Origin of the sequence: Streptomyces sichuanensis (assembly GCF_020328095.1) — a bacterium.
GTDB classification, from domain to species: Bacteria; Actinomycetota; Actinomycetes; order Streptomycetales; family Streptomycetaceae; genus Streptomyces; species Streptomyces cinnamoneus.
The window spans coordinates 39234-58496 of sequence record NZ_JAIXMK010000012.1 but is presented as its reverse complement, the minus strand read 5'-3'; the positions used below and the strand labels follow the sequence as shown (position 1 = coordinate 58496).

Genomic DNA, 19263 nt, shown 5'->3' with positions numbered 1-19263 from the left:
GGCGGCGCGCAGCAGGCGGCCGAGCGCCGCCTCGCCGCGGCGCAGCCAGGCGGCGGCGAGCAGCCCGACGGTGATGTGCCCGCCGAGCAGCAGCCAGGGGGCGGTGCCGGGGGCGGCGACGTCGGCCAGCGGCCCGCCCATGCTGCCGCTGCACAGCCAGGTCAGGGCGCCCGGGGCGGCGGCCGGGTGGCCGCCGGAGCCGTAACAGGTGTCCTGGCCGGTGGTGAACAGTGCCCCGGAGGCCAGCTCCAGGGGGACGAGGAGGCCGGCGATGCGCCAGAAGCCGCGCTCGGCGCCGGCGAGGGCGTAGGCGAGCGCGAAGACGCCGGCTCCGGCCGCGGCGACGGCCGGGGCGGGCAGGGACCTGCCGGACAGCAGCACGTGGGAGGCCGCGGACAGCAGGACGCACAGCGCTGAGAACAGCGCCGCGCGCAGTGCCCGCAGCCGTGCCGCCGATATGTCCATGAGGACCGAGTCTGTCATGCCGCCCGGTAAGCCGTGACTAAAGTCCCGGGATCCTGCCGTTGCGGAAGAGGTCCACGAAGATCTGGTGGTCCGCGCGGGCCCGGGCGCCGTAGGTGTGGGCGAAGTCGACGAGCAGGCCGGCGAAGCCCTCCTCGTCGGCGGCGATCACGGCGTCGATGGCCCGCTCGGTGGAGAACGGGACCAGCGAGTGGCCGCTCTGGTCGTCGGCGGCGGCGTGCATGGTGGCGGTGGCCCGGCCCAGGTCGGCGACGACGGCGGCGATCTCGTCCGGGTCGTCGATGTCCGACCAGTCGAGGTCGACGGCGTACGGGGAGACCTCGGCCACCAGCTGCCCGGCCCCGTCCAGCTCCGTCCAGCCGAGCCACGGGTCGGCGTGGGCCTGCAGGGCGCGCTGGGAGATCACCGTGCGGTGGCCCTCGTGCTGGAAGTAGCCGCGCACCGCGGGGTCGGTGATGTGCCGGGAGACCGCGGGGGTCTGCGCCTGCTTCATGTAGATGACGACGTCGTTCTCCAGGGCGTCGCTGTTGCCCTCCAGGAGGATGTTGTACGAGGGCAGGCCGGCGCTGCCGATGCCGATGCCGCGGCGGCCGACGACGTCCTTGACGCGGTAGGAGTCGGGGCGGGCCAGGCTGGTGTCGGGGAGGGTCTCCAGGTAGCCGTCGAAGGCGGCGAGGATCTTGTAGCGGGTGGCCGCGTCCAGCTCGATGGAGCCGTCGTCGTCGAGGAAGCGCCGCTCGAAGTCCCTGATCTCGGTCATCGTGGCCAGCAGCCCGAAGCGGGTCATCGAGCGGGCCTCGCGCAGCGCGTCCAGCAGCGGGCCGTCGGCGGTGTCCAGGGTGAAGGGCGGCAGCTCGTCATCCTTGGCACCGGTGGCCAGGGCGTGGATGCGCTCGCGGTAGGCGGCGGCGTAGATCCGCACCAGCTCGGAGATCTTCTCGTCGCTGAGGGCCTTGGTGTAGCCGATCAGTGCCAGGGAGGCGGCGAAGCGCTTGAGGTCCCAGGTGAAGGGGCCGACGTACGCCTCGTCGAAGTCGTTGACGTTGAAGACCAGGCGGCCGTTGGCGTCCATGTACGTGCCGAAGTTCTCGGCGTGCAGGTCGCCGTGGATCCACACCCGGCTCGTGCGGTCGTCCAGGTACGGGCCGGCGTCGCGCTCGTGCTCCAGGTCGGAGTAGAACAGGCAGGCGGTGCCCCGGTAGAAGGCGAAGGCCGAGGCGGCCATCTTCCGGAACTTCACGCGGAAGGCGGCCGGGTCGGCCGCGAGCAGCTCACCGAAGGCGGTGTCGAAAACGGCGAGGATCTCCTCGCCGCGCTGCGTGGCCGGGGCGTACTCGGTCGCCATCGCTGGGTCCTCCTGGTGGTGGCGCCCCGGCGGTGGCCGGGGAGGGGCATCGGGCGGACACATGTGCTGCCGCCCGCAGCGTCCGAGGCTACCGGCGCGTGCCCTCGACTGTCGGTGGGGGCCGGTAACCTTCGAAGCTGTCCCTTTCCGACCCGCTGCCGCCCGCCGGAGGTCTTCCACCGTGGCCAAGACGCCGTTCACGCACCTGCACGTCCACACCCAGTACTCGCTGCTGGACGGTGCCGCGCGGCTCAAGGACATGTTCAACGCCTGCAATGAGATGGGCATGACACACATTGCCATGTCCGACCACGGCAACCTCCACGGTGCGTACGACTTCTTCCACTCCGCCCAGAAGGCCGGGATCACCCCGATCATCGGCATCGAGGCGTACGTCGCCCCCGAGTCCCGGCGCAACAAGCGCAGGATCACCTGGGGCCAGCCGCACCAGAAGCGGGACGACGTCTCCGGCTCCGGCGGTTACACCCACAAGACGATCTGGGCGGCGAACGCCACCGGCCTGCACAACCTCTTCCGGCTGTCCTCCGACGCCTACGCCGAGGGCTGGCTGACCAAGTGGCCGCGCATGGACAAGGAGACCATCAGCCAGTGGTCCGAGGGGCTCATCGCCTCCACCGGCTGCCCCTCCGGCGAGCTGCAGACCCGGCTGCGCCTCGGCCAGTTCGACGAGGCCCTGAAGTCGGCCTCCGAGTACCAGGACATCTTCGGCAAGGACCGCTACTTCCTGGAGCTGATGGACCACGGCATCGAGATCGAGCGCCGGGTCCGCGACGGACTGCTGGAGATCGGCAAGAAGCTCGGCATCCCGCCCCTGGTCACCAACGACTCGCACTACACCTACGCGCACGAGGCCACCGCCCACGACGCGCTGCTGTGCATCCAGACCGGCAAGAACCTCTCGGACCCCGACCGCTTCCGCTTCGACGGCTCCGGCTACTACCTGAAGTCGACGGACGAGATGTACGCCATCGACTCCTCCGACGCCTGGCAGGAGGGCTGCGCCAACACCCAGCTGGTCGCCGACCAGATCGACACCGAGGGCATGTTCCAGTTCCGGAACCTGATGCCCAAGTTCGACATCCCCGAGGGCTACACCGAGGTCACCTGGTTCCGCGAGGAGACCATGCGGGGCATGCACCGCCGCTTCCCGGGCGGCATCCCCGAGGACCGCATGAAGCAGGTCGAGTACGAGATGGACACGATCATCTCGATGGGCTTCCCGGGCTACTTCCTCGTGGTCGCCGACTTCATCATGTGGGCCAAGAAGCAGGGCATCGCGGTGGGCCCCGGCCGAGGCTCCGCCGCCGGCTCGATCGTCGCGTACGCCCTCGGCATCACCGACCTCGACCCGATCCCGCACGGCCTGATCTTCGAGCGCTTCCTGAACCCCGAGCGCATCTCGATGCCCGATGTCGACATCGACTTCGACGAGCGCCGGCGCGCCGAGGTGATCCGGTACGTCACCGAGAAGTACGGCGCCGACAAGGTCGCCATGATCGGCACGTACGGCACCATCAAGGCCAAGAACGCCATCAAGGACTCCGCCCGCGTCCTGGGCTACCCCTACGCCATGGGCGACCGCATCACCAAGGCCATGCCCGCCGACGTCCTCGGCAAGGGCATCCCGCTCTCCGGCATCACCGACCCGAACCACCCCCGCTACAGCGAGGCGGGCGAGGTCCGCTCGATGTACGAGAACGAGCCGGACGTCAAGAAGGTCATCGACACCGCCATGGGCGTCGAGGGCCTGGTCCGGCAGATGGGTGTGCACGCGGCCGGCGTGATCATGTCCAGCGAGACGATCACCGACCACGTCCCGGTCTGGGTGCGCCACTCCGACGGTGTGACCATCACACAGTGGGACTATCCGAGCTGTGAGTCGCTCGGCCTGCTGAAGATGGACTTCCTCGGCCTGCGCAACCTCACGATCATGGACGACGCCGTCAAGATGGTGAAGGCCAACAAGGGGATCGACATCGATCTCCTGAGCCTGCCGCTCGACGACCCCACGACCTTCGAGCTGCTCCAGCGCGGTGACACCCTCGGCGTCTTCCAGTTCGACGGCGGGCCCATGCGGTCCCTGCTGCGGCTGATGAAGCCCGACAACTTCGAAGACATCTCCGCCGTGTCCGCCCTGTACCGGCCGGGCCCGATGGGCATGAACTCGCACACGAACTACGCCCTGCGCAAGAACGGCCAGCAGGAGATCACCCCGATCCACCCGGAGCTGGAGAAGCCCCTGGAAGAGGTCCTGGCCGTCACCTACGGCCTGATCGTCTACCAGGAGCAGGTGCAGAAGGCCGCCCAGATCATCGCCGGGTACTCGCTCGGCGAGGCCGACATCCTCCGCCGCGTCATGGGCAAGAAGAAGCCCGAGGAGCTGGCGAAGAACTTCACGATCTTCCAGGCCGGCGCCCGGAAGAACAACTACAGCGACGAGGCCATCCAGGCCCTGTGGGACGTGCTGGTCCCCTTCGCCGGCTACGCCTTCAACAAGGCCCACTCCGCCGCGTACGGCCTCGTCTCGTACTGGACCGCCTACCTCAAGGCCAACCACCCCGCCGAGTACATGGCCGCCCTGCTGACCTCGGTCAAGGACGACAAGGACAAGTCGGCGACGTACCTCAACGAGTGCCGGCGCATGGGCATCAAGGTGCTCCCGCCCAACGTCAACGAGTCCGAGGCCAACTTTGCGGCCCAGGGCGACGACGTGATCCTCTTCGGCCTCACCGCCGTCCGCAACGTCGGCGCCAACGTCGTCGACTCGATCATCCGCTGCCGCAAGTCCAAGGGGAAGTACGTCTCCTTCCCCGACTTCCTCGACAAGGTCGAGGCCGTCGTCTGCAACAAGCGCACCGTCGAATCGCTGATCAAGGCCGGCGCCTTCGACGAGATGGGCCACACCCGCAAGGGCCTCACCGCGCACTACGAACCGATGATCGACAACGTGGTGCAGGTCAAGCGCAAGGAGGCCGAGGGACAGTTCGACCTCTTCGGCGGCATGGGCGGCGGCGACGGCGCCGACGAAGGCCCCGGCTTCGGCCTCGACGTGGAGTTCTCCGACGTCGAGTGGGAGAAGGCGTACCTCCTCGCGCAGGAGCGCGAGATGCTCGGCCTCTACGTCTCCGACCACCCCCTCTTCGGCATCGAGCACGTCCTCAACGACAAGGCCGACGCCTCGATCTCCCAGCTCACCGGCGGTGAGCACGCCGACGGCGCCATCGTGACCATCGGCGGCATCATCTCCGGCATGCAGCGCAAGATGACCAAGCAGGGCAACGCCTGGGCCATCGCCACCGTCGAGGACCTCGCCGGCTCCATCGACTGCATGTTCTTCCCCGCCACCTACCAGCTGGTCTCCACCCAGCTCGTCGAGGACGCCGTCGTCTTCGTCAAGGGCCGGCTCGACAAGCGCGAGGACATCCCCCGTCTGGTCGCCATGGAGCTGATGGTCCCCGACCTCTCCAACGCCGGCACCAACGCGCCCGTGATCATCACCATCCCCACGGTGAAGGTCACCCCGCCGCTGGTGGAGCGGCTCGGCCAGGTCCTCACCCACCACAAGGGCTCCACCGAGGTGCGCATCAGGCTCCAGGGGGCCCGCAAGACCACCGTGCTGCGCCTGGACCGGCACCGCGTGACGCCCGACCCGGCGCTCTTCGGCGACCTGAAGCAGCTGCTCGGCCCGTCCTGCCTGGCGGGCTGAGACGCGGGCCCCCGGCCCGCCGGACCCTGAACACCACGAGGGGCGCGCCCCGCCTGAAGCGGACGCGCCCCTCAAATGCACCCAAGCGCCGGTCAGTTGTGGCCGAAGCGCTTCTGCTTGCCCTTGCGGGCGAGATCGGCAGGGGTGACCTGGGAGGACCGCTGCTCCGACTGGGACTCCATCGACGAGCTCTTGGCCTGCTGCTGGCCGCGCTCGGCCGCGCTCTGCTTCGACGGCTGCTGCCGGTTCTTGTTCTTCGCCATGCTGATGTGCCTCCGCATTGGAACGACCCCCTCGGCTCACCCTCGCACGCACCGCCGAAACGTGCATTTCGGGTAATTACCGTGAGTGACAGGGGTACTTATCGGCCGTGGCCCGTATCCGCCACGCCGAAGATCCAGTTCGGACTGATAACCCCCGCACGGTCGGGCAGACTCCTGGGAAAGCCAAGGAGACCGGGGCACGCCTGTGCCGGGGGGCCGCACTTCTGAACTCACGGAAAGAGGGTGGAACGTGGACCGCTGCGTCGTCCTGGTGGACGCCGGGTATCTGCTGGGCGCCGCCGCGAGCCTGCTGGCCGGGGAACCCGCCCGGTCACGCATCACGGTCGACCACACAACGCTCGTCCAGGGTCTGCGCGAGCGCGCCGAGGCCGACACCCAGCACCCGCTGCTGAGGATCTACTGGTTCGACGGCGCCCCCGACCGGGTGCCCCAGCCCGAGCACCGCCGGCTGCGCGTGATGCCCCGCGTCACCGTCCGGCTGGGCGCCCTGACCCGCAGCGACGGACGCTGGGCCCAGAAGGGCGTCGACGCCGCCATGCACGCCGAGCTCACCGAGCTCGCCCGCAACCGCGCCTGCTCCGACATCGTGCTCGTCACCGGCGACGGCGACCTGCTCCCCGGCCTGATGGCCGCGAAGGAACACGGCGTCGCCGTCCACCTGTGGGCCGTGCAGGCCGGCGACGGCGACTACAACCAGTCCGAGGACCTCGTCGCCGAGGCGGACGAGCGGCGCGTCCTGGACCGCACCTGGATCACCCGGGCCGTCCGGGCCAAGGAGCTGAACGGCATCTGCGCCCCGCAGCCCTCCCCGGGCCCAGAGATCGCCGCCATCCTCTCCGCCCCGCTGCCGGAGACCGCCGCCGCAGCGGCCGCCGCGGCCGCCGCGGGCCGGACGGCCGACGCCCGCCCGCCCGCCGAACGCAACGGCACCCGCCCCGCGTCCGCCGCCCCCTGCCCGGGCGCCGAACGGGCCGGCGACACCCCCGCCCGGGGCGTGCCCACCCCCAAGGACCTCGCCGGCCTCGGCCGCGGGCCCGTCGGCCAGAGCGACCGGCCCGCCGCCGCACAGGCCGCGTCGGCCGGGCCCGTCACGACCCCCAGCGCGACCCTGCGCTGGTCCTCGGACAAGGGCTGGGTCGACCGCGGCGCCGGCAACGGCCTGGGGGAGCCTCCCGAAACCGCCTCCCTGCCCATGCTCGCCCAGCTCACCAGCGCCGAGCAGCGCTGGGCGGACCGCGAGGAGGACATCACCACCGTCGGCGGCGACCCCTTCGAGGTCGGCCAGGTCTTCGCCCGCCGCTGGACCGAACGCATCACCGACTCCATCCACCTCCAGCACCTGTCCACCGAATACCCCCGCATCCCGCACCGCATCGACGGCGAGCTGCTGCGCTACGCCGCCCGCTTCGGCCTCCTCGCCCACAAGGACGACCAGATCGACGAACACGACCGCTACGCGATCCGGGCCGGCTTCTGGCGTGAGATCGACGCCCGCACCGCGGCGGAACACGCCCCGGCGGGAGACTGACCGGACACGACCGCACACCGCCGGGCGCCCCGGGGGCGAGCGGAGGCGCCGAACCGCCGCAAACCTGCCCCCGCAGCAAGCCGCAGGCCCCCGGGCGCGTACCCTCATAGCTCGTGAGAACGGTCGGGAAACAGGCGGAGCGTGCCGCGGGCGCCACGGTGTGTGCCGTGCGCGGGCTCGTCAAGACCTACCCGCCCGCGCGCGCCCGGCGCGGCGCGCCCGGCGCGGACGCCGTGCGGGCCAGCGACGGCATCGACCTCGACGTGCGACGCGGCGAGATCTTCGGCCTGCTGGGCCCCAACGGCGCCGGCAAGACGACGCTCGTGCGCCAGCTCACCGGCCTGCTGCGCCCCGACGAGGGCAGCGTCGCCCTCCTCGGCCACGACATCGTGCGCCACCCCGAGCGGGCCGCCCGCCTCATCGGCTACCTCGGCCAGGAGTCGAGCGCGCTGGACGAGCTGACCGTGGCCCTCGCCGCCGAGACCACCGGCCGGCTGCGCGGCCTGGACCTGCGCGCCGCCCGTGCCGAGCGCGACGCCGTCCTCGACGAGCTCGGGCTCACCGCGATCGCCGGCCGCCCGCTGAAGAAGCTCTCCGGCGGCCAGCGCCGCCTGGCCTGCTTCGCCGCCGCCCTGGTCGGCGAGCGGCCCCTGCTCGTCCTGGACGAGCCGACCACCGGCATGGACCCCGTGGCCCGCCGGGCCGTGTGGGCGGCCGTGGACCGGCGGCGCGCCGAGCACGGCACCACGGTGCTGCTGGTCACCCACAACGTCATCGAGGCCGAGACCGTGCTGGACCGGGTCGCGGTCCTCGAACGCGGCCGGATCATCGCCTGCGACACGCCCGCCGGCCTCAAGGAGCTCGTCGGCGACGAGGTGCGCGTCGACCTCGTCTGGCGCGACGAGCCGCCGCTCGACGTCCCCGAGGTCGCCGCGCTGCGCGACGCCGCGCACGAGACGGGCCGCCGGTGGTCGCTGCGGCTCGCGCCCGCCGAGGCGCGCGCCGCCGTCGCCGCCGTGACCGGCGGCCCCGCCTTCGCCGCGCTCGACGACTTCACGCTCGCCACGCCGAGCCTGGAGGACGTCTACCTGGCGCTGGGCGGCGGCCGTGCCCAGGGGCTGGTCAAGGCGTGAGGCGCACCGACGTACCGCAGGGCCGCGCGAAGGCCGTACCGAACAGGAGCTGTGCCGCGTGAGTGCTGTGTCCGCCGAGGCGTCGCCCGGAAAGGTCCGTCCCCCGCGCGGGGACCGGCAGGCCGGCGACGGTGAGGGTGCCGCCGCGCTCGCCCCCCGGGCGCGGCTGCTGCCCGCCCTGTCCGCGGTCTACCGGGCGCAGCTCTCGCGTGCCCGCGTGGCGCGGATCCCGCTGCTGTTCGTGGCGACCTTCCAGTCCGTCGGCATCATGATCCTCATGCGCGGGGTCGTCGACGGCGGGGACGAGGCCCGGGCCGTCGTGGCCGGCTCCAGCGTGCTGGTCGTGGCGTTCGTCGCGCTCAACCTCCTCGCCCAGTACTTCGGCCAGCTGCGGGCCAGCGGCGGCCTCGACCACTACGCCACGCTGCCGGTGCCCCCCGCGGCCGTCGTGCTCGGGGCGGCGGGCGCGTACGCCTCCTTCACCGCGCCCGGCACGGTCGTGACCGCCGTCGCGGGCAGCCTGCTCTTCAAGCTGCCGTTGGTGCACCTGTGGGTGCTGGCCGCGGTGGTCCCGCTCTCAGGTGCGGCGCTCGCCGGGCTCGGGGCGGCCCTCGGCCTGCTGGCGCCCCGCCAGGAGCTGGCGACCCTCTGCGGCCAGCTGGGCATGTCGGCGGCGCTGCTGCTGGGCGTGCTGCCGGCCGCCCGCATGCCCGAGCCCATCGTGTGGGCGCGCGACCTGCTGCCGTCCACCTACGGCGTGGAGGCGCTGGCCCGGAGCTTCGACGCGCACCCCGACTGGCTGCTGGTGGCGGCCGACCTGGGCGTGTGCGCGGCCGTCGGCGTGGTGTCGCTGGCCGTGGCCACCTGGGCCTACCGCCGGGCGGCCGTGCGGTGACGCGCCGCAGCGACCCTCCTGGGGATCGGGCGTCCGCGTCCACCTGGCACGATGGCAGGGTGACCGCACCGCTGACACCGCAGGACGACCCCTCCGCCTCCGCCGCTTCCTCCGGTTCCTCGCCCGCCGGGCCGCCGGAGCCGCAGCCGGCGGACGGGCAGGAACCCTCCGTGGAGCGGGACGCGCAGGCGGCCGCCGCCCGCGCCGAGGAGCTGCGCACCGAGATCCGGGACGCCGCGGTCGTGTTCGCCGCCGTCGTGGTGTGCGGCGTGCTGCTGGGTCTGCTGTGGGCGTGGCTGGCGCCGCGGGTGCCGCTGATCTCCGACGGCAAGGCCGTCTACCTCAAGAACACCGAGGGCGAGCAGGCCATCGGCGCGGACGGCTGGTTCGCGCTGCTGGGCCTGGCGTTCGGCGCGGTCAGTGCGGCCGTGGTCTTCCTCCTGCGGCGGGCCGGCGGCATTCCGCTCGTCGTCGCCCTGGCCGCCGGCTCGCTGCTGGCCTCGCTGCTCGGCTGGCGGCTGGGTGTGTGGCTCGGGCCGACCGCCGACGTCGTCGCCCACGCCAAGGCGGTCGGCAAGGGCGTGGTCTTCGACGCGCCGCTCAAGCTCGCGGCCAAGGGCATGCTGCTGGCCTGGCCGCTGGCCGCGATGGCCGTGCACCTGGGGCTGACGGCGTTGTTCGGCCCGCGCGACCCCGAGCCCCACGACGCCTTCCCCCCGCCCCACCCCGCCGCTTAGCGGCCGGGCGGGCCGGGGAGGAGCCGGTGCCCTACGCGGGCCTGCGGCCGTGGTTGGCGCGTCCCTTCTTCAGCCGCCAGCGGCGCTTGCGGGTGCGCTTCGACATGGGCGTCCCCTCCCTGGGCGGGACGCACGCACGGCGTCCCGCCCCTTCGTCGTAGCGAACGCAGGGGCGTCAGTCCAGACCGCGCGCGATGGGCGCCACCACCGCGTCCGTGAGGAGTGCCAGGTCGCCGGGGGAGAGCTCGACCTCCAGCCCGCGCCGTCCGGCCGAGACGCAGATCGTCGCGTGGGAGCGCGCGGAGGCGTCGAGGGCGGTCGGCAGCCGCTTGCGCTGCCCCAGCGGGGAGATCCCGCCGCGGACGTACCCCGTCGTGCGCTCGGCGGCCGCCGGGTCGGCCATCGCCGCCCGCTTGCCGCCGACGGCCGCCGCGAGGGCCTTGAGGTCGAGGGAGCCCGCGACCGGCACGACGGCCACGGTCAGCGTGCCGTCCACGTCGGCCACCAGCGTCTTGAAGACCCTGCCCGCGTCGACGCCCAGCGCCTCGGCGGCCTCCTCGCCGTAGGAGGCGGCAGCCGGGTCGTGCTCGTAGGCGTGCACCGAGAAGGCGGTGCCGGCCTTCTCCAGGGCGACGATCGCGGGCGTCGCCCCCGTCGTCTGCTTCTTCTGCTGCTTCTTCGCCTGCTTGGCCAAGGCCGCGTCCCTCCGGCTCAGTTGGGGCTGGTCGGCCGCCGGGTGAGCTCGACGGCCGGCAGCGAGGGGAGCTTACTGATCACCGCCGTCTCGGCGCGCAGCAGTTTCAGCTCCTCCGCCAGCCGGGTCGCGGTGTCGGGCGCCTGCAGCAGCCGCTGCTTGACCGGGGTGTCCAGCACCGCCGCGGCCGCCACGAGGTAGGACAGCACCTGGGGCTCGCCGGGCAGCTCCGCCCGCCGCGCCAGCGACGCCTCGTTCGCCCCGGCCAGCCGCTTCTGGTAGGCGCGGAAGGCCCGGACGACGCCGGAGGCCAGCGCCCCCGCCCCCTCGCCCTGCCGCTCCTCGACCGTCTCCACCTCGCCGGTCAGGTACGGGCCCGAGGCGTCGACGGACAGCAGCCGGAAGCGGGTCGTGCCGGTCGCGAGCACCTCGTAGGTGCCGTCCGGGCGCTCGCGGATGGTGGCCGCCTCGGCCATGCAGCCGACGGTGTGGAAGGACGCCATCGGGTCGGGCCCGAAGCCGGAGGCCGGCCCGGGCTCCGGGCGGGACTCGTCGGGCAGGCCCGGCGCGCTGGGCGCCACCTCGTGCCCGTCGCGGATGGCGACGACCCCGAAGCGGCGCGGCTCGTCCTCGGGCAGCTTCGACAGGTCGCGCATCAGCGCGCGGTACCGCTGCTCGAAGACGCCGAGCGGGAGCACGAGTCCCGGGAACAGCACCGAGTTCAGCGGGAAGAGGGGAAGGCGCGCGATGGTCACGGCCGGTAAGCCTAATGGGCCGCCCGCCGGAGCCGCCCGGGGTTTCACTGCCGGCGCAGCAGCCGGGAGGCGCCCGCCGCGACCGTGGTGGCGAGGATCCAGCCGAGCAGGGTGAGCGCCGCCACCGCCCACTGCTGGCCGCCCGCCGGCCGCCAGGCCGTGCCCTGGCCCAGGTCGATGACCGGCAGCAGCAGGTCGAGGGTGTACAGGGCGGCGTTCCACGCCGGGCCCTCGCCGTCCTTGAGCGGCGGCACCGGGCGGTAGGTGAAGTACAACGCCCCCAGCGCCCACAGCAACGCCATCCACACCGCGGCCCGGCCCGGCCGGTAGCCGTAGGCCACCGTCCAGTCCTGCAGGTAGCCCCACGCCTTCCCGGCCGGCGGCAGCGTCTCGCGCCGGCGGCGCTGCTTGGCCAGCAGCACCGCCCGCGCGTCGGCGTCCTCGCCGCTGGCGCGCAGGGCGCCGGCCAGCCGCTCGTAGGGCTCCGGGGCGTACTCGGGGGTGGCCGCGGCCACCCAGTCCAGGCGGCGGGCGAGCGGGAAGTGGCCGAGCGGCACGAGGCGCTCGTAGGAGAAGCCGGCCATCACCAGTCCGCCCGGGCCCGGCCAGCTGTCGTAGCGGTCGATCAGGTTGGTCACCTGCGCCCCCGACAGCACCACCCGGCCGCGCTGCTGTCTCTCGCCCACGAAGCGCAGCTCGGGCGTCTGGACGCGGCGCAGCGACAGCTCCTGGTCGGCCTCCATCACGAACCGCGCCTGGCTGAGGTCGACCGCGTCCCCGAACCGCCCGTCGTCCAGCCGGGCCCCGCCCAGGCACTCGAAGCGCCGCAGCCGGGTGCCGTGCTCGGGCGCGGTGAGGACGATGCCGTACGGGGGAGTGGCGCCGCCCGCGTAGCGGCCGCTGCCGATGCCGGCCGCGGTGAGGTAGAGGGTGCGTTCCACCGTCAGCTGCGGGGCGTTGAGTGCGCGCCGGCCGTAGGGGTTGTTGAGCGTGGAGCCGCGCAGGCTCAGGGAGGCGCCGACGGTGGCGCCGCGCATGCTCAGCTCGCCGTGCGAGCGCATCATCTCGGCCTGCAGGTCCTGCCCCACCGTCAGCCCGTCGGCGGCTATCGACAGCCCGCGCCGGTCGCGGCGCACCACCAGCTGGTTGAGCAGCAGGTCCGTGCCGATGTGCGCGTCGGTCAGCCGTATGCCGTGCGGGACGACGCAGCGCGGCAGGTGCAGGTCGCCCTCGGTGCGGATGCGCGCCCCCTCCAGGCGGGGGATCGCACAGCCGACCAGGCGCAGGGTGGTGAAGCTGCACTCGGGCACGAGCAGCTGCTCGTCGAAGCGGCAGTTGTGCAGCTCGACGTAGGGCACGACGGTCCCGCCGGACAGGTCGAGGGTGCCGGTGATCCGCACGCCGTTGAGCTTGAGCGCGGCGACACGCCCGGGGCGGGCCGCCGGTCCGTGCAGCAGCAGGAGGGCGACGGTACGGGCCCGCACGCTGCGCTCGGGGCCCCAGGTCTGCGGACCCGCCGGATCGTTGTGGCCGGCCGTGGGGCTGCGCAGGTCGAGGGTGCTGCCGGTGCGGAACGCCTGCCACATCTGCCGTTCGGCGTCGGTGAGCTCCAGTCCCGCGGGCGGCTCGCCGTCGGCCGGATCGGTCACGGGTCTCCCCTTCCTGCCCGCGGCCGTCGCCCGGGGCGCCCCTCCCGTACGGCCGTACGGGGCCCTTTCCCGCAAGGTGACCGGTTGAACACCCGCAGTGGGGCAGATTGTCCGTCCTCGGTCAGATAAAAGATCAACTCGTTCGGCCGAGTATCAGTGGGTGGTACGGGGAGCCGTGCGACGGGACGGGTCTGAGACAATTGACCGCGTGATCTCCCGAATCGATCTGCGCGGTGCTGCCTTCCCTGCCGGGGGCATCGACCGCGACCTGCTGCCCCGTGCCGAGCTCGACGTCGCGGCCGCCCTGGAAAAGGTGCGGCCCATCTGCGACGACGTGCATCATCGCGGCACAGCGGCCCTGATCGAGTACGCGGAGCGCTTCGACGGCGTGCGCATCGACCGTGTCCGGGTGCCCGTCGAGGCGATCACCCGCGCCCTGGAGGAGCTCGACCCGGCCGTGCGCGCCGCGCTGGAGGAGTCCATCCGCCGGGCCCGCCTCGTCCACCGCGAGCAGCGCCGTACCGACCACACCGTCCAGGTCGTGCCCGGCGGCACGGTCACGGAGCGCTGGGTGCCCGTCGAGCGCGTCGGCCTGTACGTGCCGGGCGGCCGCTCGGTCTACCCCTCGTCCGTCGTGATGAACGTGGTGCCCGCCCAGGAGGCCGGCGTCGCCTCCATGGCCGTCGCCTCCCCGCCCCAGGCCGACTTCGACGGCCTGCCGCACCCCACGATCCTGGCCGCGTGCGCGCTGCTGGGCGTCGACGAGGTCTACGCCGCCGGCGGCGCCCAGGCCGTCGCCATGTTCGCCTACGGCACCGACGAGTGCCGCCCGGCCACCATGGTCACCGGCCCCGGCAACATCTGGGTCGCCGCCGCCAAGCGGCTGCTCAAGGGCCGCATCGGCATCGACGCCGAGGCCGGCCCGACCGAGATCGCCGTCCTCGCCGACCGCACCGCCGACCCCGCCCACGTCGCCGCCGACCTGATCAGCCAGGCCGAGCACGACCCGCTGGCCGCCTCGGTGCTCGTCACCGACTCCGAGGAGCTCGCCGACGCGGTCGAGCGTGAGCTCAAGACCCAGGTGGCCGCCACCAAGCACGTCGAGGACCGCATCCTCCCCGCCCTCGGCGGCCGCCAGTCCGGCATCGTGCTGGTCGACGGCATCGAGCAGGGCCTGGAGGTCGTCAACGCCTACGCCGCGGAGCACCTGGAGATCCAGACCGCCGACGCGGCCGCCGTCGCCGCCCGCGTGCGCAACGCCGGCGCGGTCTTCGTCGGCCCGTACGCCCCGGTCTCCCTCGGCGACTACGCCGCCGGCTCCAACCACGTGCTGCCCACCGGCGGCTGCGCGTGCCACTCCTCCGGCCTGTCCGTGCAGTCCTTCCTGCGCGGCATCCACGTCGTGGACTACACCCGCGAGGCGCTCGCCGAGGTCGCCGGGTACGTCGTCACGCTCGCCGAGGCCGAGGACCTGCCCGCGCACGGCGCGGCGGTCAAGGCGAGGTTCGACTGGAAGGTGCCGCAGAGCAAGTGACCGGCATCGACGACCTCCCCATCCGGGACGAACTGCGCGGCAAGTCCCCGTACGGCGCCCCCCAGCTCGACGTGCCCGTACGCCTGAACACCAACGAGAACCCCTACCCCCTGCCCGAGCCCCTCGTCGCCCGCATCGCCGAGCGCGTCGCCGAGGCCGCCCGGCACCTCAACCGCTACCCCGACCGGGACGCGACCGAGCTGCGCGCCGAGCTCGCCGCGTACCTCACCCGCACCGCCGGGCACGAGGTCACCCTGGCGAACGTCTGGGCGGCCAACGGCTCCAACGAGGTCATCCAGCAGCTGCTGCAGACCTTCGGCGGCCCCGGCCGCACCGCCATCGGCTTCGAGCCCTCGTACTCCATGCACGCCCTGATCTCGCGCGGCACCGGCACCGGCTGGATCTCCGGCCCGCGCCGCGACGACTTCACCATCGACGTCGAGGCCGCCGAGCGCGCCATCGCCGGGCACCGGCCCGACGTCGTCTTCGTCTGCTCGCCGAACAACCCTACGGGCACGGCCGTCGACGAGGAGACGGTCCTGCGGCTGTACGAGGCCGCACAGGCGGCCAGGCCCTCGCTGGTGGTGATCGACGAGGCGTACGGCGAGTTCAGCCACCGCCCCTCGCTGCTGCCGCTCATCGAGGGCCGCCCGAACCTGGTCGTCTCGCGGACCATGTCCAAGGCGTTCGGCGCCGCCGGGCTGCGCCTGGGCTACCTCGCCGCGCACCCCGCCGTCGTCGACGCCGTGCAGCTGGTCCGCCTGCCGTACCACCTCTCGGCCGTCACCCAGGCCACGGCCCTGGCCGCGCTGGAGCACACCGACACCCTGCTCGGCTACGTCGAACAGCTCAAGGCCGAGCGCGACCGCCTCGTCACCGAGCTGCGCGCGATGGGCTGCGAGGTGACCGACTCGGACGCCAACTTCGTCCAGTTCGGCCGCTTCGACGACAGCCACGCCGCATGGCAGGCCATCCTCGACCACGGTGTCCTGGTACGGGACAACGGCGTACCGGGGTGGCTGCGGGTGACCGCGGGCACGCCGGAGGAGAACGACGCGTTCCTGGACGCGGTCCGCGCCATTCGCAAGGAGAACAACTCATGAGCCGCGTTGGGCGCGTCGAGCGCACCACGAAGGAGACCTCCGTCCTGGTCGAGATAGACCTCGACGGCACCGGGCAGGTCGACGTGTCGACCGGGGTCGGCTTCTACGACCACATGCTCGACCAGCTCGGCCGCCACGGCCTCTTCGACCTCACGGTCAAGACCGACGGCGACCTGCACATCGACACCCACCACACCATCGAGGACACCGCCCTCGCGCTCGGCGCCGCCTTCAGGCAGGCCCTCGGCGACAAGGTGGGCATCTACCGCTTCGGCAACTGCACCGTGCCCCTGGACGAGTCCCTCGCCCAGGTCACCGTCGACCTCTCCGGCCGCCCGTACCTCGTGCACAGCGAGCCCGAGAACATGGCGCCGATGATCGGCACGTACGACACGACGATGACCCGGCACATCCTGGAGTCCTTCGTCGCCCAGGCGCAGATCGCCCTGCACGTCCACGTCCCGTACGGGCGCAACGCCCACCACATCGTGGAGTGCCAGTTCAAGGCCCTCGCCCGCGCCCTGCGCTACGCCTGCGAGCGCGACGCGCGCGCGGCCGGAATCCTGCCTTCCACGAAGGGTGCGCTGTGAACGGCCTGTCGACCGTCCTCATCGTCGTCGGCCTGTTCCTGATCGGCGGCATCATCTCGTTCTTCAAGCAGGGCATGCCCAAGGGCCTGATCGTCCTGCTGGGCATCGGCGCGGCCATGTGCCTGACCGCCGGTGCGCTGCGCATCGAAGGGCTGTGGTCATGAGCACCCCCGCGAAGGCGGCCAAGAAGGTCGTCGTCTTCGACTACGGCTTCGGCAACGTCCGCTCCGCCGAGCGGGCGCTGGCCCACGTCGGCGCGGACGTGGAGATCACCCGCGACTTCGACACCGCCATGAACGCCGACGGGCTCCTCGTCCCCGGCGTCGGCGCGTTCGCCGCCTGCATGGAGGGCCTGCGCGCCGCCCGCGGCGACTGGATCATCGGACGCCGGCTCTCCGGCGGCCGCCCGGTCATGGGCATCTGCGTCGGCATGCAGATCCTCTTCGAGCGCGGCATCGAGCACGGCGTGGAGACCGAGGGCCTCGACGAGTGGCCCGGCGTCGTCGAGCCGCTCAAGGCCCCCGTCGTCCCGCACATGGGCTGGAACACCGTCACCCCGGCCGAGGGCTCGCAGCTCTTCGCGGGCCTCGACGCCGGCACCCGGTACTACTTCGTGCACTCCTACGCGGTGCGCGAGTGGCGCCTGGAGGTCACCAACGCCAACATCCGTGCGCCCAGGGTCACGTGGGCCACGCACGGCGAGCCGTTCGTCGCCGCCGTGGAGAACGGGCCCCTGTGGGCCACCCAGTTCCACCCCGAGAAGTCCGGCGACGCCGGCGCCCAGCTGCTGACCAACTGGATCGAGACCCTGTGATGACCGATCAGCCGAAGCTCGAACTCCTGCCCGCCGTCGACGTCCGCGACGGCCAGGCCGTCCGCCTCGTCCACGGCGAGTCCGGGTCCGAGACCTCGTACGGCGACCCCCTCTCCGCGGCCCTCGCCTGGCAGCGCGCGGGTGCCGAGTGGCTGCATCTGGTCGACCTCGACGCCGCCTTCGGCACCGGCGACAACCGGGCGCAGGTGGCCGAGGTCGCCCGCTCCATGGACATCAAGGTCGAGCTGTCCGGCGGCATCCGCGACGACGCCACCCTCGCCGCCGCCCTCGCCACCGGCTGCACCCGCGTCAACCTCGGCACCGCCGCCCTGGAGACCCCCGAGTGGGTCGCCAAGGTCATCGCCGAGCACGGCGACCGCATCGCCGTTGGCCTGGACGTCCGCGGCACCACCCTGCGCGGCCGCGGCTGGACCCGCGACGGCGGCGACCTCTACGAGACCCTCGCCCGCCTCGACGCCGAGGGCTGCGCCCGCTACGTCGTCACCGACATCGCCAAGGACGGCACCCTCCAGGGCCCCAACCTGGAGCTGCTGAAGAACGTCTGCGCGGCAACCGACCGGCCGGTCGTCGCCTCCGGCGGCGTCTCCTCCCTTGACGATCTGCGTGCGCTCGCCACCCTGGTACCTCAGGGGGTCGAAGGCGCCATCGTCGGCAAGGCCCTCTACGCCAAGGCGTTCACCTTGGAAGAGGCCCTGGAGGCAGTGTCCGTATGAGCGAATCCCCCGCCCCGCGGCGCGTGCAGACAGACAGCTCCTGGGAGGAGTCGATCGGCTTCGCGCGTGCCGTGGCGGTGGGGGACCGGGTGCTCGTCGCCGGGACCATGCCGCTGGTGGGCGGCGTGCTGCACGGCGAAGGCGATCCCTACGAGCAGACGCTGGCCGCCTTCGGCAACGCCCTGGACGCGCTGAAGCGCTTCGGCCTCGGGCCCGAGTCGGTCGTCCGCACCCGGATGTACATCACCCACGCGCGGGACGTGGACGCGGTCGGCCGCGCCCACAAGGAGCTCTTCGACACCGTCCGGCCGGTCGCGACCCTCGTCGTGGTCTCCGGGTTCGTCGACTCGCGCGTCCTGGTGGAAGTAGAAGTAGAAGCCTTCCAAGGAGATCCGGCGTGACCCTCGCCGTCCGAGTCATCCCCTGCCTGGACGTGGACAACGGCCGCGTCGTCAAGGGCGTCAATTTCCAGAACCTGCGCGATGCGGGCGACCCCGTCGAGATGGCCGCCGTCTACGGCCGGGAGGGCGCCGACGAGCTGACCTTCCTCGACATCACCGCCTCGTCCGGCAACCGCGAGACCACCTACGACGTGGTCCGCCGCACGGCCGAGCAGGTCTTCATCCCGCTGACCGTCGGCGGCGGCGTGCGCACCGCCGACGACGTCGACAAGCTGCTGCGCGCCGGCGCCGACAAGGTCGGCGTCAACACCGCCGCGATCGAGCGGCCCGACCTGATCCGCGAGATCGCCGAGCGCTTCGGCCGCCAGGTCCTGGTGCTGTCGGTCGACGCGCGCCGCACCCCGTCCGGCTCCTTCGAGGTCACCACGCACGGCGGCCGCCGCGGCACCGGCCTGGACGCCGTGGAGTGGGCGCACCGGGCGGCGGAGCTGGGCGCCGGCGAGATCCTGCTGAACTCCATGGATGCCGACGGCACCCGCAACGGCTACGACACCGAGATGATCACGGCGGTGCGCCGCCACGTCTCGGTGCCGGTCATCGCCAGCGGCGGCGCCGGCAAGCTCGCGGACTTCGCCCCGGCCGTCGCCGCGGGCGCGGACGCGGTCCTGGCCGCGTCGGTGTTCCACTTCGGCGACCTGCGCATCCCGGACGTGAAGGCGGCCCTCGGCGCGGCGGGCCACCCGGTGCGTTAGCCCCGCGGGGCTTTCGTCCTCAATCGCCGGACGGGCTGGAAAATCCAGCCCGTCCGGCGATTGAGGACCGGGGTCCGGGGCGGAGCCCCGGTTTCGGGACCCGCC

The 19263-nt window shown here is 72.6% G+C and carries 20 protein-coding genes; 13 read left to right on the top strand and 7 right to left on the bottom strand.

All coding sequences use genetic code 11. The features are described from left to right. Nucleotides 1–483: hypothetical protein (locus LE181_RS06495; RefSeq protein ID WP_225660187.1), on the bottom strand; the 483-nt coding region annotated here is incomplete at its 3' end. Between the two features lie 19 nt (nucleotides 484–502). Next, nucleotides 503–1828 carry a DUF2252 domain-containing protein gene (locus tag LE181_RS06490; protein WP_372458268.1) on the bottom strand — a complete coding sequence of 442 codons (1326 nt, stop codon included), beginning with the start codon at nucleotides 1826–1828 and terminating at the stop codon, nucleotides 503–505. 181 nt (nucleotides 1829–2009) lie between these two features. On the opposite strand from LE181_RS06490, the gene dnaE reads away from it, so the two are divergent. Continuing rightward, nucleotides 2010–5555: a DNA polymerase III subunit alpha gene (gene dnaE / locus LE181_RS06485; protein ID WP_225660185.1), complete on the top strand. Its 3546-nt coding sequence runs from the start codon at nucleotides 2010–2012 to the stop codon at nucleotides 5553–5555. A 92-nt stretch (nucleotides 5556–5647) separates the two neighbouring features. On the opposite strand, the gene LE181_RS06480 is transcribed toward dnaE, so the two are convergent. Then, entirely contained in the window at nucleotides 5648–5818 is a 171-nt protein-coding gene (locus tag LE181_RS06480; RefSeq protein ID WP_225660184.1) for a hypothetical protein, read from the bottom strand. Between the two features lie 250 nt (nucleotides 5819–6068). Between LE181_RS06480 and LE181_RS06475 the strand changes: the two genes are divergently transcribed. The 4 genes from LE181_RS06475 (at nucleotide 6069) to LE181_RS06460 (ending at nucleotide 10132) form a co-directional block, all read left to right on the top strand. Continuing rightward, nucleotides 6069–7367, top strand: coding sequence for an NYN domain-containing protein (locus tag LE181_RS06475; RefSeq protein ID WP_225660183.1), 1299 nt, complete (start codon nucleotides 6069–6071; stop codon nucleotides 7365–7367). Nucleotides 7368–7525: 158 nt separating this feature from the next. Further along, nucleotides 7526–8500, top strand: coding sequence for an ABC transporter ATP-binding protein (locus LE181_RS06470; protein ID WP_225660192.1), 975 nt, complete (start codon nucleotides 7526–7528; stop codon nucleotides 8498–8500). Nucleotides 8501–8558: 58 nt separating this feature from the next. Further along, the gene (locus LE181_RS06465) at nucleotides 8559–9395 is read left to right on the top strand and encodes an ABC transporter permease (protein ID WP_372458266.1); all 837 of its coding nucleotides are present in this window, start codon (nucleotides 8559–8561) and stop codon (nucleotides 9393–9395) included. 59 nt (nucleotides 9396–9454) lie between these two features. Further along, a complete protein-coding gene (locus LE181_RS06460; RefSeq protein WP_372458264.1) occupies nucleotides 9455–10132 on the top strand; it encodes a DUF2567 domain-containing protein in 678 nt (225 codons plus the stop codon). Nucleotides 10133–10163: 31 nt separating this feature from the next. On the opposite strand, the gene LE181_RS32750 is transcribed toward LE181_RS06460, so the two are convergent. The 4 genes from LE181_RS32750 to LE181_RS06445 all read right to left on the bottom strand — a co-directional run bounded on the left by LE181_RS32750 (nucleotide 10164) and on the right by LE181_RS06445 (nucleotide 13230). After that, nucleotides 10164–10238, bottom strand: a complete 75-nt coding sequence (locus tag LE181_RS32750; protein ID WP_466319588.1) for a 50S ribosomal protein bL37 — start codon at nucleotides 10236–10238, stop codon at nucleotides 10164–10166. Nucleotides 10239–10307: 69 nt separating this feature from the next. After that, nucleotides 10308–10826, bottom strand: a complete 519-nt coding sequence (gene ybaK, locus LE181_RS06455; protein WP_225660182.1) for a Cys-tRNA(Pro) deacylase — start codon at nucleotides 10824–10826, stop codon at nucleotides 10308–10310. A 17-nt stretch (nucleotides 10827–10843) separates the two neighbouring features. Further along, on the bottom strand, nucleotides 10844–11581 hold the full coding sequence (locus LE181_RS06450; protein ID WP_225660181.1) for an LON peptidase substrate-binding domain-containing protein: 738 nt from the start codon (nucleotides 11579–11581) through the stop codon (nucleotides 10844–10846). Between the two features lie 44 nt (nucleotides 11582–11625). Then, nucleotides 11626–13230: an oxidoreductase gene (locus tag LE181_RS06445; RefSeq protein WP_225660180.1), complete on the bottom strand. Its 1605-nt coding sequence runs from the start codon at nucleotides 13228–13230 to the stop codon at nucleotides 11626–11628. Nucleotides 13231–13438: 208 nt separating this feature from the next. Between LE181_RS06445 and hisD the strand changes: the two genes are divergently transcribed. The 8 genes from hisD to hisF are packed head-to-tail and all read left to right on the top strand — an operon-like array spanning nucleotide 13439 to nucleotide 19158. After that, nucleotides 13439–14764 carry a histidinol dehydrogenase gene (gene hisD, locus LE181_RS06440; protein WP_225660179.1) on the top strand — a complete coding sequence of 442 codons (1326 nt, stop codon included), beginning with the start codon at nucleotides 13439–13441 and terminating at the stop codon, nucleotides 14762–14764. After that, nucleotides 14761–15867, top strand: a complete 1107-nt coding sequence (locus LE181_RS06435; RefSeq protein WP_225660178.1) for a histidinol-phosphate transaminase — start codon at nucleotides 14761–14763, stop codon at nucleotides 15865–15867. Before hisD ends, LE181_RS06435 begins: the two co-directional genes overlap by 4 nt. Further along, nucleotides 15864–16457, top strand: a complete 594-nt coding sequence (gene hisB / locus LE181_RS06430; protein WP_225660177.1) for an imidazoleglycerol-phosphate dehydratase HisB — start codon at nucleotides 15864–15866, stop codon at nucleotides 16455–16457. The genes LE181_RS06435 and hisB overlap by 4 nt, the downstream gene beginning before the upstream one ends. Further along, the gene (locus tag LE181_RS06425; RefSeq protein ID WP_225660176.1) at nucleotides 16454–16621 is read left to right on the top strand and encodes a CG2302 family histidine operon protein; all 168 of its coding nucleotides are present in this window, start codon (nucleotides 16454–16456) and stop codon (nucleotides 16619–16621) included. The genes hisB and LE181_RS06425 overlap by 4 nt, the downstream gene beginning before the upstream one ends. Continuing rightward, a complete protein-coding gene (gene hisH, locus LE181_RS06420; protein WP_225660175.1) occupies nucleotides 16618–17271 on the top strand; it encodes an imidazole glycerol phosphate synthase subunit HisH in 654 nt (217 codons plus the stop codon). Before LE181_RS06425 ends, hisH begins: the two co-directional genes overlap by 4 nt. Continuing rightward, complete coding sequence (priA, locus tag LE181_RS06415) at nucleotides 17271–18005, top strand: bifunctional 1-(5-phosphoribosyl)-5-((5-phosphoribosylamino)methylideneamino)imidazole-4-carboxamide isomerase/phosphoribosylanthranilate isomerase PriA (protein WP_225660174.1); 735 nt, start codon at nucleotides 17271–17273, stop codon at nucleotides 18003–18005. The genes hisH and priA overlap by 1 nt, the downstream gene beginning before the upstream one ends. Next, entirely contained in the window at nucleotides 18002–18406 is a 405-nt protein-coding gene (locus tag LE181_RS06410) for a RidA family protein (protein ID WP_225660173.1), read from the top strand. The genes priA and LE181_RS06410 overlap by 4 nt, the downstream gene beginning before the upstream one ends. Then, the gene (gene hisF, locus LE181_RS06405) at nucleotides 18403–19158 is read left to right on the top strand and encodes an imidazole glycerol phosphate synthase subunit HisF (protein WP_225660172.1); all 756 of its coding nucleotides are present in this window, start codon (nucleotides 18403–18405) and stop codon (nucleotides 19156–19158) included. Before LE181_RS06410 ends, hisF begins: the two co-directional genes overlap by 4 nt. Nucleotides 19159–19263: the final 105 nt, after the last annotated feature.

Bases quoted from the DNA above. Each gene is read 5' to 3' on its own strand.
- LE181_RS06480 (WP_225660184.1), bottom strand. From the start codon at position 5,818: ATGGCGAAGAACAAGAACCGGCAGCAGCCGTCGAAGCAGAGCGCGGCC.
- hisH (WP_225660175.1), top strand. From the start codon at position 16,618: ATGAGCACCCCCGCGAAGGCGGCCAAGAAGGTCGTCGTCTTCGACTAC.
- LE181_RS06490 (WP_372458268.1), bottom strand. From the start codon at position 1,828: ATGGCGACCGAGTACGCCCCGGCCACGCAGCGCGGCGAGGAGATCCTC.
- hisB (WP_225660177.1), top strand. From the start codon at position 15,864: ATGAGCCGCGTTGGGCGCGTCGAGCGCACCACGAAGGAGACCTCCGTC.
- priA (WP_225660174.1), top strand. From the start codon at position 17,271: ATGACCGATCAGCCGAAGCTCGAACTCCTGCCCGCCGTCGACGTCCGC.
- LE181_RS06410 (WP_225660173.1), top strand. From the start codon at position 18,002: ATGAGCGAATCCCCCGCCCCGCGGCGCGTGCAGACAGACAGCTCCTGG.